The 15,652-nt window shown below is 37.1% G+C and carries 20 protein-coding genes; 1 reads left to right on the top strand and 19 read right to left on the bottom strand.

Annotation, left to right across the window (positions count from 1 at the left end; all coding sequences use genetic code 11):
- The first annotated feature begins 62 nt into the window (after positions 1–62).
- Positions 63–227: a hypothetical protein gene (locus tag BW951_RS22675; protein ID WP_175608794.1), complete on the top strand. Its 165-nt coding sequence runs from the start codon at positions 63–65 to the stop codon at positions 225–227.
- 47 nt (positions 228–274) lie between these two features.
- Here BW951_RS22675 and BW951_RS06635 read toward each other — a convergent pair whose 3' ends face one another.
- The 19 genes from BW951_RS06635 to BW951_RS06545 all read right to left on the bottom strand — a co-directional run bounded on the left by BW951_RS06635 (position 275) and on the right by BW951_RS06545 (position 15,650).
- Positions 275–1,405 (bottom strand): serine hydrolase domain-containing protein, encoded by a 1,131-nt coding sequence (locus tag BW951_RS06635; RefSeq protein WP_084196375.1) that lies wholly within the window; start codon positions 1,403–1,405, stop codon positions 275–277.
- An 84-nt stretch (positions 1,406–1,489) separates the two neighbouring features.
- Entirely contained in the window at positions 1,490–1,894 is a 405-nt protein-coding gene (locus BW951_RS06630; protein WP_076391103.1) for a hypothetical protein, read from the bottom strand.
- Positions 1,884–2,165, bottom strand: a complete 282-nt coding sequence (locus BW951_RS06625; RefSeq protein WP_087706606.1) for a hypothetical protein — start codon at positions 2,163–2,165, stop codon at positions 1,884–1,886. The genes BW951_RS06630 and BW951_RS06625 overlap by 11 nt, the downstream gene beginning before the upstream one ends.
- Positions 2,166–2,296: 131 nt before the next feature.
- Positions 2,297–4,021, bottom strand: a complete 1,725-nt coding sequence (locus BW951_RS06620) for a M14 family metallopeptidase (protein WP_076391099.1) — start codon at positions 4,019–4,021, stop codon at positions 2,297–2,299.
- 349 nt (positions 4,022–4,370) lie between these two features.
- On the bottom strand, positions 4,371–5,126 hold the full coding sequence (locus BW951_RS06615; RefSeq protein ID WP_076391097.1) for a metallophosphoesterase family protein: 756 nt from the start codon (positions 5,124–5,126) through the stop codon (positions 4,371–4,373).
- A 3-nt stretch (positions 5,127–5,129) separates the two neighbouring features.
- On the bottom strand, positions 5,130–5,456 hold the full coding sequence (locus BW951_RS06610) for a hypothetical protein (protein ID WP_076391095.1): 327 nt from the start codon (positions 5,454–5,456) through the stop codon (positions 5,130–5,132).
- The gene (locus tag BW951_RS06605; protein WP_076391093.1) at positions 5,457–5,660 is read right to left on the bottom strand and encodes a hypothetical protein; all 204 of its coding nucleotides are present in this window, start codon (positions 5,658–5,660) and stop codon (positions 5,457–5,459) included.
- A complete protein-coding gene (locus BW951_RS06600) occupies positions 5,657–6,199 on the bottom strand; it encodes an RNA 2'-phosphotransferase (RefSeq protein ID WP_076391091.1) in 543 nt (180 codons plus the stop codon). Before BW951_RS06600 ends, BW951_RS06605 begins: the two co-directional genes overlap by 4 nt.
- Positions 6,200–6,309: 110 nt before the next feature.
- Positions 6,310–7,254, bottom strand: coding sequence for an ADP-ribosylglycohydrolase family protein (locus BW951_RS06595; protein ID WP_076391089.1), 945 nt, complete (start codon positions 7,252–7,254; stop codon positions 6,310–6,312).
- Positions 7,254–7,940 carry an SIR2 family NAD-dependent protein deacylase gene (locus BW951_RS06590; protein ID WP_076391087.1) on the bottom strand — a complete coding sequence of 229 codons (687 nt, stop codon included), beginning with the start codon at positions 7,938–7,940 and terminating at the stop codon, positions 7,254–7,256. The genes BW951_RS06595 and BW951_RS06590 overlap by 1 nt, the downstream gene beginning before the upstream one ends.
- A 128-nt stretch (positions 7,941–8,068) precedes the next feature.
- Positions 8,069–9,055: an AAA family ATPase gene (locus BW951_RS06585; protein ID WP_076391085.1), complete on the bottom strand. Its 987-nt coding sequence runs from the start codon at positions 9,053–9,055 to the stop codon at positions 8,069–8,071.
- Positions 9,052–9,567, bottom strand: a complete 516-nt coding sequence (locus tag BW951_RS06580; protein WP_076391943.1) for an O-acetyl-ADP-ribose deacetylase — start codon at positions 9,565–9,567, stop codon at positions 9,052–9,054. The genes BW951_RS06585 and BW951_RS06580 overlap by 4 nt, the downstream gene beginning before the upstream one ends.
- Positions 9,557–10,465: an ADP-ribosylglycohydrolase family protein gene (locus BW951_RS06575; protein ID WP_084196373.1), complete on the bottom strand. Its 909-nt coding sequence runs from the start codon at positions 10,463–10,465 to the stop codon at positions 9,557–9,559. The genes BW951_RS06580 and BW951_RS06575 overlap by 11 nt, the downstream gene beginning before the upstream one ends.
- A complete protein-coding gene (locus tag BW951_RS06570; RefSeq protein ID WP_076391083.1) occupies positions 10,465–11,100 on the bottom strand; it encodes a DUF4291 domain-containing protein in 636 nt (211 codons plus the stop codon). Before BW951_RS06570 ends, BW951_RS06575 begins: the two co-directional genes overlap by 1 nt.
- The gene (locus BW951_RS22990) at positions 11,097–12,329 is read right to left on the bottom strand and encodes a TIGR02452 family protein (protein WP_228427511.1); all 1,233 of its coding nucleotides are present in this window, start codon (positions 12,327–12,329) and stop codon (positions 11,097–11,099) included. The genes BW951_RS06570 and BW951_RS22990 overlap by 4 nt, the downstream gene beginning before the upstream one ends.
- A 43-nt stretch (positions 12,330–12,372) precedes the next feature.
- Entirely contained in the window at positions 12,373–12,846 is a 474-nt protein-coding gene (locus BW951_RS06560; protein ID WP_076391082.1) for a macro domain-containing protein, read from the bottom strand.
- 238 nt (positions 12,847–13,084) lie between these two features.
- Positions 13,085–13,993, bottom strand: coding sequence for a diacylglycerol kinase catalytic domain-containing protein (locus BW951_RS06555; RefSeq protein WP_076391081.1), 909 nt, complete (start codon positions 13,991–13,993; stop codon positions 13,085–13,087).
- Between the two features lie 176 nt (positions 13,994–14,169).
- Complete coding sequence (locus BW951_RS06550; RefSeq protein WP_076391080.1) at positions 14,170–15,174, bottom strand: SPFH domain-containing protein; 1,005 nt, start codon at positions 15,172–15,174, stop codon at positions 14,170–14,172.
- A 71-nt stretch (positions 15,175–15,245) separates the two neighbouring features.
- Positions 15,246–15,650 (bottom strand): hypothetical protein, encoded by a 405-nt coding sequence (locus BW951_RS06545; RefSeq protein WP_076391079.1) that lies wholly within the window; start codon positions 15,648–15,650, stop codon positions 15,246–15,248.
- Positions 15,651–15,652: the final 2 nt, after the last annotated feature.

Raw genomic sequence — 15,652 nt, 5'->3', positions numbered from 1 at the left:
ATTTACCCTAAAAACGGCATATTTTTAGATTAGCTCACTGTAACACACCAAAAAATATACATATGAAAGCAACTACACAATCTGAGAACATTAACTCTCACTTCAATCGGGAAGTTGAACGTCAAAAAGCGCTTAAAGCTCTGGAAAAAGCAAAAAGCATCAAAAGAAAAGTTGTTTTTCTTCCACAGGGAGCAACAGGGAATCTAAACTACAGAGATTCATTCTAAGTTTACTATCAAAAAAATGAGCTGCAGAAATTCTGCAGCTTAATTTTTTATATCAGTTTTGTAAGTTCTTCTACCAAAAGCTTTACCTGAAGCGGTCTTTTCTTTTTATCGACATCCAACCTGTTGTAAAATCCGGTTTTCACGATCACCATCTTTTTTTCGGGAACCATGATAATGAACTGTCCTAAAAAGCCGTAAAAAAATCTGTATTGATGATCACTTTCGTCATCTGCCCAAATGGTGTAGCAAAATGCATCGTTCTCTATTGTGGGCGATAAAAGTTTTTCACAATATTCTTTACTGATGAGCTGCTTTCCTTCCCACTCTCCTTTCTGCATGATAAGCTGTCCGAGTTTTGCGAAATCTCTTGGTATTGCATGGATACAGCAGAACGCTTTTTCAACGCCTTTTTCGTCGATGCTCCATTTTGCAGGTAATTCCATTCCTAAAGGCTGCCATATTTTTTCTGAAAGATAAACTGCAAGATCTTTTCCCGTTGCTTCTCTTAACGAAAGTCCTAATAATTGCGCAGCAACACTTTGATATTCATACTTTTCGCCCGGCATTTTCTTGAACCCAATTCCGAAAGCCTGCTCCGCAAGATCGTCTACAAAATACTGTCTGGAATTTTCTGCAAAAGGATGATGGTATTCTTCTTCCCAATCCAATCCCGCCTGCATCGTCATCAAATGTTTAAACGTGAGATATTTTCCGAAACGGCTGTTTTTGTATTGTGGAAAAACGGTTGAAATCAACTGGTTTTCAGATTCAATATATCCCTCATCAATCGCGCAACCCGTTAAAATTGAAAGAACGCCTTTCGCCATTGAAAAGGAATTCATTAAAGAAAAAGCGTTGTGATCTTTCCAGTATTCTTCGTGAAGAAGTTTTCCGTCGTGAATTATCAGAAGAGAAGATGCCCTTGTCTTTTTTAGCTCTTCCAAAACTCTTTCTGAAAGTTCCTTTTTATTGTAACTGATGTGTTTCTTCCATCGTTTCGGATGTCTGTTGCGAATAACCCGTGAAGGAAATTTTTCCTCATCGTCTGTTGAAGGAGTAAAAGGTCCTTTTTTTAAATTGATCGCTAAAGCTTTAAAAATATATCCGTATCCCGAAAGAAAAACCACAGCAACAAATGCTGAAATTCCTGCGATACCTGCGGTTAGAAGTTTCCTCATAGTAAGTTTGAAAAATTGATGTTCAGATAAAATCTTAATTATCAACCATTCAAAGTATATGCCGCCAATTTTATCGTTGGATTTTTATTGTGCTGAATTATTAACAAGTAATTCTTCCATATTTCGGGTGACTTCATTGCAGGAAAAACAGGCTTCTTTGCCATCCTGAGAAAACCATCTGCACTGCGAACGGATCGGGCAAAAGCTAAGTTCAGTATTTTTTGGAAAATTCAGATCCTGAACTTTTTTAGACAGAGAACATCTTGATTCCTCATGATTCCATTGTCCGCATCCTTTTTCTACACATTTTCCGGTGAAACGGAATCGCTGTTCCAGATTTCCATTCTGTTCAATAAAATCTTCTGTGACGGTAAGAGGGGTTATAAACTGTACTTTTCCGTCTTTATTGACGACTCCGAAAAGCTGCGCCCCAACTTTTCCAACGTAGCTGGGACACATCTTTTTTGAAGAGTTAAAACTAGCCTCCATAAGCTTTTATCTGATTATGGATTTCTGTAACCTGCTTGGTAAGATCAATTCCCGGCTTGAAAATAATGATTCCCCAAGGAAACCAGTCTTTAACCTTTAAGGGTTTAGTCAGTTCTCTGAAATTTCTGTGTGCTCCGAAAGCCTGAGTGTTGTCTACTTTGGACAGTTCGGAAAGCACTACATTCTGAATTCCTCTGTCGATGTTTTTTAGCTGTTCGTCGGTAAGGTCTACGCCTTCCAGTGAAACGAAAAATTGCTTTTTAGTTGCCATAAGTGTTGGTTTTAGTAAAGCAAATTTCGCCTGATAAAAATTAAATTCCATCAGTAAAAACAACAGTTCCGTATGTGAAAAATACGGAAATTAAACACTGATTATCAACAAATTAAATAAAATTCAAAAGTTTATAAGATTCTGTAAACAGGATATTGTCTGAATGTCTTTTCTTCGAAGTAGGGAGAATTTCTGTAGATCCAGTCGAGCTGAGCGGTTCCGTTGTCGGCAAATTTTTTGTCGGCTGCTTTTTTAGCTTCGAATTTCTGTTTTAAATCTTTATCTTTTTTCAGTAATTCTGCAGCGGTATCTTCGAAAATATAGGCTGAATAATATTCTTTCTGGGCTAAAATACCGTCGAAGAAATTCCAGTTGAAAAAGGAATCCAGCGCTTCCGGTTCAAGGGTTTCAATGATGTATTTTACCCCTTCCTGATCGGTCGGAACCATGTAATCACCTGCTGAAAAAGTTATCTTTTTATTCGCTTTATCTACGGTTGTTTCAAAATGGAGATAATGCCCTTCGTAAGGATTTTTCACGGTTTTAAAATCATTGATTCTGTAAGATTCCACCGCAATCGTGCTGTCCTTCTGAATCGGCTTCATCTGAATTTTATTTCTTTTAAATTCCTCAATAACACAGTATTGCGACTGCGGAATGACGTAATATTTCGGAATGGTGATGTAACCTGTAGGAACTGCGGTTGTAAACAGCCTGATGTTTTTCGTGAAGGGTTTGCTTCTGTCGTAATAGAGTCTCGGTTTTCCGGAAATTTCACTGGGTTTGTATTTTCCCTCAAAACCTTTGAAATCCATGGTGGTATATTTTGCAGAATCTATTTTCCAGCGGATTCCGTACTGTTTTCCGGCTTGGTACTGTTTTAGATTTTCAACTCTGAGTTGTTTTATTTTCTGATAATCCTGATCTAAATTCTGAAGATTCACCAACATATATTTGTACGTCGCATCCACTCTTTTGTCGTATGGTTTCAGCATATGCGTTTCAGGAACGGTTCCCAAAGAATTGAACAGCGAGGTATATCCTGTAGAATATCTCGGGGAATCTTCGAACGAAGCAAAGCCAACTTCCGGAATATCGCCATGAATATTGACATAAGGCGTACTTTCGTAACCCAGCTTTTTTAAGTCGTTTAAATTTTTAGCCTGATAGCTGTTGTAAAAATATTCGCCCAAAACATTTCCCAGACGTTCCTTAAAAGTAGAAATATAAGTAAATGTATATTGATAATCTGCTCCGTTACTTACGTGATTGTCAATGAAAACATCCGGTTTCAGCCACTGATAAATTTCCTGAAAACTTCTGGCATTTTTAGTATCTGCTTTAATGAAATCTCTGTTCAGATCATAATTTCTGGCATTTCCTCTGAAGCCATACTGTTCCGGACCATTCTGGTTGGCTCTGGAAAACGATCCGCGATTGAGCATTCCGCTTACATTATACGCTGCAATGGCAGCAACAATGAAATTCTGTGGTGTTTTGATTTTCTGAGTTGCCAGATTTTTCATCAGCATCATGGTCGCATCGATTCCGTCCGGTTCGCCGGGATGAATTCCGTTATTGATGAACAAAACGGCTTTGTTTTTTCTTAATTTATCAAGGTCTTTTTCGGGAAAAGGATTGTAAATGACCACATAAATTGCTTTTCCGTTATCGTCTTCTCCTTTTTTAAGGTACTGAATGGTGTTGAAATTTTTAGCTAAATTCTGATAATAGCTGTTCATTTCATCATAAGTAACCGTCTGATTTCCATTTCCTTTTTTAAAAGGGGTCTGAAATTGACTCTGGGCAAAGATGAACGAGGAGGTAAGCAGCAGAAAAAGATATTTCAGTTTCATTGAGTGGTATTTTGGGCTTTAAAATTACTTAAAGTTTGTGAAACCTATTATTTTTAACGCGGAGACCGCAAAGATTTTATTAAAAAAAATTGAAAATATTCTTCGTTCGCAAAGCCGTTTTACTCAGCAAAGGTGTTGCTTTCCAGAATTGTCATTCACTTTGCTAAATCTCTTGAAGAAAGGATCTATCTCTGAATAAGCTTTTTCACTCTCCTTCTGAACTACGCTCGTAAAAATGCGGTTTATATTCTTAATGACATGACCAATGTGTATTTTGCTCCTGCTGATTTTGCTGATGGCGCTGATTTTAAGTATCAAAAAAAATATCTTCCCAATTTAGAGAAGATATTTAGCGGTTTTTCGGTTTAACAGTATAGTTATTTCTGCCCTTTTCATCGGGATACAATGACGGAAGGGAATCGCTTTGCCAGAATTCTTTGGAATCGACATCCATGATTGTTAATGCTCCGGTGAAGGCAGCTCCGGTATCTAAATTCCAGACATTCGCTTTGTTGATGGGTTCTTTACTTCCCAAATGCAGCGTTGGTGTATGACCGATGAAAATTTCGTGGTATAAAAGCAGCCTTTTCGGATAGAATTCGGAGTCTTTCGCCAAAGTTTTATCCATTGCAACGGCTGTTTCCCATAATGTTCTGTCCCAACGGTAATTGCTGGAATATACTTCTTTTTCGGGACCGTGCATGGACGAATATCCTGCGTGAATAAACAGTCGGTTTTTATCGTCAACATAATAGTTTTTCATCCGCTGGAAAAACTCAAGATGAACTTCAAGTTCTTCCAAAGAGAAATCTGAATAGCTTTCTACCGTACTTTTTCCGCCATTGAAAAGCCATACATCTTCACTTTTTCCGAAAGAAAGCCAGTCTTCCGTCCATGCATCATGATTTCCTTTAATAAAAATACATTCCTGCTTTTCGGCAATGTCAATTAAAAAGCGGATTACCTCAGAAGATTCGCTCCAGCCATCAACATAATCTCCAAGAAAAATCAGGGTGTCATTTTCTGTAACAGCGGCTCTTTCCAAAACCTGCGTCAATGCTTTGAATCCTCCGTGAATGTCGCCTATTGCTAATGTTCTTTTCATATTTTATCTCCAAACACTAAATTCATATCTTATAAAATTTTGAAAGCAAAATTTTTTAACTTCTTCAATACAGTTTTCCCCAGAAAAATTTTTAATGAAGAATTCTTTCAATTCCTCAAAAGATTTTAAGCCTTTCATTAATTTCAACTGAATCAGATTTAATCTATTTATTGTTAAATAATACTCATAATCAAAATTGCCCGTAATTTTCCTTACCACATCTCCAATTTCACATCCATAAATTACAATTTTATCTTCTATTGAAAAGGTAATTATAATATTCAAATGATCTGTTTTTAAGTTGTATAATTCAAATTGGCAATCTTTCATTTATTTAAATCTGTTGTGATAATTCGGGCAGGACTCCACAATTTCCATTGCTTCAACTAATCTGCAATTCTTATGTTCAACAATAAAGTATAAAATACGTACGGTTCCCGCTCCTTTTCCAAATAATTCATTAACTTTTCCTTTTAAATCCTCTTTTTCAGGAGAAAAGTCTTTTACGGCTTCATCAAATTCTTTAGCTGTCATTTCGAAATATATTCTGCATCCACAAAATCAGTCAGCCAGACTTTGTTTTCGGAAAGGTAGAATAAGATTCCGTCTTCGTGCATTTTTCCTGTTTCTATGGTTAAAATGACAGGTTTTCCGTGACGCATTCCGACTTTGGTTGCGGTTTCTTTGTCCTGACTTAGATGGACGTGCTGTCTGTTTCTCTTTTCAATTCCTTTTTCAAAGATGGATGCAAGATTGGTTTCTGCGGTTCCGTGGTAAAGAAATTCCGGTGGCTGTTGTGGTTTCAGCGCCAGATCAATATCAATTGAATGTCCCTGATTTGCGCGGATTCTGGTTTTATCCTCGTTTAAAATAAAGCGTTTTTTATCGTTGGTTTCCACCACCTCATCCAATTCTTCCAGTGTGAAAGCACGATTTTGTTTTGCACATTTTTCCTGTAATTCTTCCACATCTGCCCATCCGTTTTCGTCTAAATTCAGCCCGATAACTTCGGGTTTGTGTCTAAGCACCAAGCTTAGGTATTTGCTTATTCTTTTTTTATGTTGTTCGTTCATTTTTCATTAAATTATAAAAGTAATTTTGTCATTCCGAAGGAATCTACCCCCCCCTCATTTCAATGTGTTGAGATTTCTACGAAATGACATATAAACTGCTAAAAACTGATTCATAACAAATTATGGACATTCATAAATTTCTCACACAATTTTTCAATATCCTCTTTCCTCGCCAAAACATCAACCCACTCTTTCGGAATACTCTCAAAACCGTAATATATTCCGGCAATTCCGCCTGTGATGGCTCCGGTTGTATCGGTATCTTCTCCTAAATTAACAGCTTTCAATACTGCTTCAGCATAATTTTCTGAATTTAAGAAACACCATAATGAGGCTTCCAGACTGTGAAGAACGTAACCTCCTGAACTGATGGAATCTTCATGATATTCTGAAATATCATTCTTTAAAACCCTGTCAAAAAGCTGTATCTCTTTCGGGTTAAAACCTTGAATTTCTGCAAATTGCAACACCAATTTCTGAGTATAATGATACGCTTCTTTTTTATCTTTCCCTTTGATTAATTCAATGGCAAAAATTACATAAACAAAGCAGGCAAACACCGAGCGAAAATGTCCGTGTGTGATTGCAGAGACTTCTTTTACCGTCTGATAGAGCTTTTCAATATTTTCTTCGTCCTTAAGGTAGAACGCCAACGGAAGTGTTCTCATTAAGGAACCGTTTCCGTTATCTTCTTCGAAAATATTTCCCGAAAATTTTGCGCTTTCTCCTTTTATTAATCTTGCAACAGAATGCCTTGTTGTTCCGCCAATATCGAACAATCTTCCGTGAGCCGTCCAATGTCCGTATTTTACCCACTTCACAAAGCTTTGTCCTATTTTTTCCAGATTATATCCTTTTGTTAGGTTTTCGGCAATACAAAGCGTTAACGAACTGTCGTCGCTCCACGTTCCTTTCGGCTGGTTCCACGATCCGAATTCCCGCATATTTTCGACAGGAAACGCTTTTAAAGTTTCTCTGGTTTTAAATTCTACGGGAACGCCTAAAGCATCACCCACACAAACTCCGAAAATTGCTGATTTTATGATATTTTCCACTATGCAAGATTTAGCAGTTTGTCAAAAAGTAGTTTCATTCCCTGTGTTGCGGTTTCTTTCATGACAACGGCTCTCTGTCCGTACCCGAAACCAGTTTCGTTGGGGTTGATCACGATTAAAAGACAGTCATCCTTGATATCATGAATTAATCCCGCTGCAGGATACACCTGTAAAGACGTTCCGATTACCAAAAATATATCGGCTTCTTTTGCCATTTTCGTAGCTTCTCTCATCAGCGGAACGTCTTCTCCGAACCAAACAATAAATGGTCTTAACTGCGCTCCGTCTTCTGCTTTATCGCCGATGTTGATATCATCTTTCTGCTCGTAAATCAGGTTTTTATTGCTGCATGAACAGGATTTGAATAACTCGCCATGTAAATGTAAAATATTCGTAGATCCTGCTCTTTCATGCAAATCATCGATATTCTGGGTAATGATCTGAACTTCAAAATGTTTCTCCAGTTCTGCCAGTAATCGGTGTGCATCATTCGGTTCTACTTCGTGAAGCTGTCTTCGTCTCTGGTTGTAAAATTCAAGAACCAAAGCTCTGTCTTTTCGCCATCCTTCCGGACTTGCCACATCTGTGATGCTATGATTTTCCCAAAGACCGTCTCCGTCTCTGAAGGTTTTTATTCCGCTTTCGGCACTGATTCCGGCGCCGGTTAATATGGTTAGTTTTTTCATTTGTTTGTTATTTTAGTTTTTTAAGCGCGAAGATTTTTTTACTACTATCTGTTTTTAAGTTCGCAAAGGTACTTCGACAAGTTCAGTATAAACTATTCACTCAGCGAAGATCTCAAAGAGTATTTATTCTAAAGTTTTTTCTTTTCTGCGATAAGTTTTTCAATATTTTCAATTGCCATTTTTGCTCGTTCTTCCCATCTTCCGGAAATTTCCAGAAAATCAATGTTGTTTTGTTTTAATAGGTTTCGGTGGCTTTCGTCCAGTTTATTTCTTTCATCAATTTCAAGCCTTGTTCCGTCTTGAATGTATTCTGCATCTTTGGTGGAATAAAGATAGAGATCAGCTTTATTTTTCTCAATAATTTCTTCCGGAACGGATAATTTTTTTCCAAAAATAAACTCTGCATAAGATTGAGTTATGTGAATATCCGTATCAATCAGCGTTAAAAAGCTTTTGCTGTGATCCGTATTTTCAATTCTTCGGGCGTGTTCTGTGGATACTTTTTCCAAATCCTCAAACTCAAATTCTTTTGAATCTGAAATAAGATCTCTTCCTGCTTCTGAGACTTTATTGGCTTTAAAATATTCCGCTACATTATTCGTCATTGTTGTTTTTCCGGTAGATTCCGTTCCGAGAAAAACCACTTTTAAAGCAAAATATTCCTGAACAGAGCGCGGAAGGAAATTCCAGCTTTCAAATAGGTTTCCGCGAATTTCTGAAGCCGAAATCTGAATATTTTCCCGGTCTTCATCAAACATAAAATGATCAATATCCATGATTACGGAAAGCATTTCTCCGTATTCTTCGGAAGTTACCAGAAAGTCTTCATCTTTGAAATATTCTTTAAAAACCTCGCTCCATTTTTTAGAAACGTCCCAATCTGAAACCGAAGTGTTTGGAAATTGGCTTTCTTTATATTTAAAAACTTTCACTTTCAGGTCTCTGTTATCAGGAAAAGTGTCTTTTATCCATTGCTTTCTGATATTTCCTTCTATTTTTTCTTTTTCTTCCGCACATATCAAAACAGTTATGCTTCCTTTTTCCAAAGCAAATTCAATCATTTTCTGATGACCGATGTGGAATGGATAAAATTTCCCGAATACAAAACCTTTCATCTTATTTCTTTTAAAAATTTGTTATAAACTATTTCATTTTCATCATCAAAACAGACGAAAACTACTTTTTCTATGATCTCCGATTTAAAGTTTTTCACCTCATCTATGGCAATTTTTGCCGCCAATTCTTTTGGGAAGCGATAAATTCCTGTGCTGATGTTGGGAAAAGCGATGGTTTTCACATCCAGACTTTCTGCCAATTTCAATGAATTTAAATAGCAATTTGCCAGTAATTTCGACACTTTTTCTTCATCTCCGTTCCAGACCGGACCAACGGTATGAATGACGTATTTCGCAGGGAGATTTCCGCCGGTTGTAACGACGGCTTCTCCTGTTTTGCATTTACCCTGTCGGTTTCGGATTTCTATACATTCATCAAGAATCTTTTTTCCTCCTGCCCGATGAATGGCTCCGTTTACTCCGCCACCGCCCAATAAGGAAGAGTTGGCTGCGTTAACGATAGCGTCTGCTTCTATTTTGGTGATATCGCCTTTTGTTAATTCAATGTTCATAAAATTTGCTTTTTTTCCAATCCTCAACATTCTTTGTCCAATCCGGAATTGATGCTTCATCGCAGCTTAAAATACTTATTCCTCCTGCCATTGCGCAGGTTGTATCTCTGTCGCCTAACGCAGAAACTGTATTCCAAAGACATTCTTCAACATTGCTTCGGTATCTCGAAAGCATCCAGAGTACAATCGGAACGGTGTCCTGAGCGGTCATTTTTATTCCGTTTCCTAGTGTTTTGACCAATAACTCGATGCTTGGATTTCCGTCTAAATATAAGACTTTGTTCAGTTTACTTTTCATATCAGAATCCTTCAATTCAGACTGAATTTTTTGAATAAATTCCTGTTGACTCAACTGTATCAATCCTAATTTTTCCTGAATGACAACAGCTGCGGCTAATGCAATGGCTTTTGTGCCTTCTATTGCTTCTTTGTTGGCGTGGGTGACTTCACAGGACAGTTCTGCATTTGTTTTAAGCTGATCCTGTTCATCATAAAAATAAGCTCCGATTACAGAAGCTCTCATCGCTCCTCCGTTTCCCATAGAACCCTGTCCTCCAAATTTTGAATAGGAAACTTCTTTCCAGTTTTCACCATCCTTTACTGCTCTGAAATATTGATGCATTGAAGGTCCGTAACCTCGATTAATATCAAGATAATAATTTTGGGTAAACTCTTCCGCCAGAAAATCCTGATTGATTTGTCCGAATTTTTCCAATGATTTGAAAACAGCAATTGCCATAATGGTATCATCCGTAAAATCCAGAGTGCTTTCAGGAATGATTCTTTGATGGATGTGCATTCTGATCATACTTTCTTCACCAAAGAAACTTTCCCCAAAAGCATCACCAATGGAAATCCCCGTAAGTGATTTTGAAGCGAGTAAGAGTTTATCTTTCATTATTTTAACCTTAATTTCTTATTTAAATCCTCATCATCAAACAGCAACGGTTTTTCTTCCGGAAGAACTAAGTTATCTAAATCGTCATTCAAAACAAACTGATGCTGTTCTTTAACAAAATCTGAAATATCTTCAATGAAAAGGAGGTCTTCTTTTGCAAAGGTTTTGATGAAATCATTTCTCAAACCAATCTGAATAGCTCTCCTTTCCAGTTTGTTTCCGAAAGGATCGTGATCCGGATCCCATTGCAGTCTCACAGAAGATTCTTTCACCTGATTCTGCCATTCTTCCCTTGAAATTTCTAATTTTTCATTGTATGAAGAATAGACTGCATTTTTCAGATAATTTTTAAATGCATCCATCTTCAGATGAATGGCAAGAACAGACTCCTGTCCTTCTTTTGTTCCCCAACCGTTTCGGAACATCATCCAAAGGAAGTTCGGTTTTATCCATGTCATTCTTTCTAAGCTGAATCCGCCACCAAAATATTGATTTTTAACGGCAAAATTGCCTATTTCTTTCCGATACGACTGGTAGACAATAATTTTATCTTCATCATACTGAGCCATGATATGATAACCTTTTTCCGGCCAATCCTGTAGCTGTTCTTTATATTTTTTTAAATTGATTTTCATGATATTTCTTCAAACGGCTTTATCATTTCCTCCTTTTTCGAGAGAATGGCAAAGACCACTCTTTTAAATTTATTTTTATACTTCCCAAGAAGATGCTTTTTGAATAATTCGGCAATTTCTTTCGGATCATTTTTGAAAACTCCGCATCCCCAAGCTCCTAAAATTAAGGTTTCATTTCCTTTGTTTAAAGCTAAAGCAAGCATTTTATCTGTTCTTACATCCATTACTCCGAAGATTTCGTGGGCTCTTTCCGGTTCCTGACGTTTTACAACGCCTGCGTTCACTGCGGGAGAGGTGATAAAATTGCACAAAACAGGCTGATCCAGCAATTCTCCTTTATCTTTCCTGAAAACGGGAACTTTCGGGCTGTAAATCATCATATCTGTATAAAAGCATGATTCCATCGCACGGTGGGTTTCGTAATATTCCCAACCCTGAAGCAGACTGTCGTGAAGTCCGGAAGTTCTTGCCAGACTTTCTTCCTGCGCTTCGGCTCCGTTGATGAAACCACCACCGGGATTTTTTGCTGATGCGAAATTCAGGCACATGAGCTTCTCCTGATCTTCTTCTGCAGCTAACTGTAAAATGGCTTTCAGGGAACTGCATCTCCGGACTTCAAACTGAGTCTCGAAGTGGGTTTCCGGAAGTTCGTTTTTTGTCATTTCCGACAGTTCTTCCGAGGAATACAAAACGGTTTCTTTAATACAAGTTTCCATTTCGTTTTCGATGCTTATTTTTTCGTTGTTTTCGTTGATATAATATTTTTTAGCTAAGATTTCCAGGGTATCTTTCGCCATTCCTTTATTTGTCATTGTTAGTTTTTTAATGTTTATCAATAGATTTTCCAGTTGTTCATTTGCTGCTTTTTTGAAGTCTTTTCCCATGAAAACTTTTGTCACTTCAATATTGCCGATAATTGCCTGATTAAATTCTTCCAGTTCTTCGGAAGGAATCCAGAGTTCGTTGTGATTTCGGGCTCCTACGTTTTGTGAGGGATATTTTCTAACCGTTTCTTCCGAAACCTCAAACTTGGTAACAAAACCGAGATAATTTCCGGCTTCGTCTCGTGTGTTCCATTTTTCTGCGATTTCGGAAGCGTATTCTTCATTCAGAACAGGGTAGAAAATGGGTTGCCAGTTTAATCTTGGAGGGAATTTTCTGTAATTGCTTTCGATGATTAAGAGCATTTCTTTTTCTCCGACGGGTCTGTATAAAGTTGTTGTTTTCATGTTGTTTTTATTTTTTAACGCAAAGTCCGCAGAGATTTTCCAATTATTCGAAATCATAAACAAATACCTCGACATTGTTTTTCAGAAGTGTTCTTTCAATAATCAGCTCGATTTCTTCCCATTTTCCGCCTGCCAAACCGCAACCGATTCTCGGCATATGAATTCCTGCATTTATTTTCTTTGCTTCATCAGAAAGTTTTTCAAGGCATTTTTCAACGGATTCATAACGAATCGGCGAAATTCCTTTTGAATTGGTTTTAATTTTATGCTGACCAATCATGTTGCAAACCCAAACGTTTTCTTGAACCTGAACGGTTTGGATTTCTCCAAGATTAAAATTTTCAGCATCCTGAAACCATTTTCTATATTCGTTTTCAGGCTTTTTCCAACGGTTTGAAATGGCTAAGACAAAACCTTTTCCCCAACCTCCGATGTCGTTGCAGATGTGTGCGATGATTTTGTTTCCTTCAACTTGAGGGTTTGTTGCGTCGCCTTTTAAATATAGTATTGTTTTCATGGTTGGTTTTTACATCTAACTTTTAAATAAATTATTTTTTTTATTGCTGTTTTTTTTAAACGCAAAGCCCGCTAAATTTTTTTTTACTACTAAATGCTTTTAAGTTCGCAAAGGCGTTCTACTCAGCTAAGATCTCAGAGTTCTGCTATATTTATAATTTTGAATAATGATTTATTCACTTCAACTTGAGGGTTTGTTGCGTCGACTTTTAAATATATTATAGTTTTCATGGTTGTTTTTAATTTAAAACTAAAACTGCTTCATCGTCAGAAAGCCTGATTTCTGCTGTTGCTCCGCTGTTGAACTGTAGAAAATCCTGCTCAATTCCGTCGCTAAATATAAAACCATTATTCGGCATTAGTGATTCGATGATTAATTTGTTTCCTTTTTTTAATTTTCCGCTGCAGATATCGGTTTGCGTTCGGATGCTTTTGAAAGGTTCTCTTACTGCAAAATACAAATCTTCTTCATTCAGTTGCGGATATTTTAAAGCTGTTTCGCCTAAAATTCCGAACGCCATATTGAAAATGGAACTCAGCCAGCCTGTACTTCCTGTTTTTGTGGAAACTATGATTCCGCTGGAAGAATGGGTTTCTTCTTTTCCGTTCAGCATAATTTTGTATCTCGCGGAAGAATGTGAGGAAATTCCTACAAATAAATCATTCACTGCCCGTAATTTTTGTCCGTCATTCAGTACAGCTTCGGCAAACTTCATTTTTTTTGAACTAAAATTTCCGTTCATCACAGCTTGTACGCCTTTTAAAAAGTTTTTTGCTGTGAAGGGAAGTAAAACGCCGTCATATCTTTCGGGATCGGGATTCACCGCAATGATGGGAATGTGTTTGGAATATTTGGCAACATTGGCTACCAAACCGTCCTGTCCGACCACCACAATCAGGTTGTTTTCAGAGAAAATATAGGAGGGAACAAACTCTCTTTCAATCACTTTATTTTTGATGATTTTGGAAAGCTGGGTCTGAACTTCCAGAAATGACTGACCGAATTTTTCGTGCTCATCCACATATTCCTGAAAATTTCCTCCGGAATTTTCAATATAAAACTTCGCCTGAGCCTGCGTGTTGAATCTTTCGACCAGAGAATCAAGACGGGTTTTATTTTTGATGATGATGGCGTATTCTACTTTCATTTTTTTAATTATTCAGAAGTTTTTATTTTAACACAAAGTCCGCAAAGTTTTTATTTTACTACTAACTGTTTTTAAGGTTCGCAAAGGCGCTCTGCTCAGCAAAGACGATAACCTATTTTATCCTTTTTTTGAGACAGTTAAATGCTTCCAACTTCCTTCTTCCCTCTTCCAGCCTCTTACTTTTTCAAAATACTATCCAACAAATCGGGACTGATGTTTAAGTTTCCAATTTTTCCGGCATTTTCTGCCAATTCCCTGAATGCTAAAGCGATGTTATTTCTCGCATCCTGTCTTCCGCTCAAAGCAGTGAGGACTTTCCAGTCGATTTCTTTGTATGGTTTTAAGGAAGTTTCCAGAATATAACCTTGAGTTTCTGCTTCTTTTCTGTCGTTTTCCGTTTTTTGCTCGATCAGTTTTTTTCTCTGATTTTCTACAGAAATATCGGCGGCAATTTTCATTTCACGAAGGATTCTGTTGTTTTCTTCCTGCTGAACTTCGGTTTCCATCCTTTTTTCTTCAATCTGCTTTTGCTTTTCTTCAACCGCAATTTCCGTGTTCAGTTCAGATTCCTTGATTTTTCTTTCCTGTTCCACTGCAAAATTTCTTCTTTCATAAATCGCTTCATCGGCTTGCTGCTGCAGTTTTTCTCTGGTTTCCGTTTCCAAAGCTCTTGCCATTTCAGGAGTGGTCTGAACTGCTAAAATATTGGCTCCCAGAATTTCAATTCCCATGCTTTTTATGGATTCGGAATCGATTAATCCTTTCAGAATATGATCTTCAATCTGTTTGGCAGAACGGATAGCATCTTTTAAATTGAGCTGATGAATGAATGATGAAGTCGCTGTCTGTGCGAGATTGATGATTCTCTGGTTCAGCTTTTCAATGTCATTCTTTTTGTAAACTCCTTCTCCGTCCACGGTAAAATCCAGCGTGTTGGAAAGAGCTTTCGGATCGGTCACTTTATAGCTGATCTGTCCCTGAATTTTCACGGTCTGATAATCGTTCGTGTTTTCATTAAAGATAAACGGCAGATCGTTGCTTCCCAAAGGAATCGCCACAATAGACGAATTGGGAGCGAAATAAAAGAACGATAAACCTCTTCCTTCTCTGGCGATCTTTCCATTTTTAAAATGAAGAACGTACGTCATAGAATCAAATTTGATGTGTGTAAATCCAAACATAGCTTTATGATTTTTAGTGAAACAATTTATTAATTTCGTGTATTTTTTACGCAAATTATGGGTAAAATTTTTTACACTTTTATTTTATTCAGAGCAAAACATTTTTCGATATTTTTTAATGTTCCGCTTTTTCTTTTTTCATCGGTATTGAAATCAACCGCCAGAAAATGAGTGCATAGATCAATTCCAAAGGTATCTCTTTCATAATTTGAAGTAAATCCTCCGATAACTTTCCATTTTTCCGCTTTTGTTTTAAAAGAATTGGCAAAATATCTGGGTCTTTTTCCAACATGAAGAATGGTTACCTTCTCTGTTTTATCTTTTAAAAATTCCATCATTAATGTATCGGCTCCCGAAAAATCTCCGATGATAAACTCACACTCATCAAGGTTGAATTTCTTTAACGGTTCAATATAAAACTGCTGAAACTTTTCCCAGGATACATTTCCGTTTCCTGAAACGTAGATCTTTTTCATTT

This window comes from Chryseobacterium gambrini, from assembly GCF_900156825.1.
GTDB lineage: Bacteria > Bacteroidota > Bacteroidia > Flavobacteriales > Weeksellaceae > Chryseobacterium > Chryseobacterium gambrini.
This window is presented reverse-complemented; position numbering and strand designations above follow the sequence as displayed.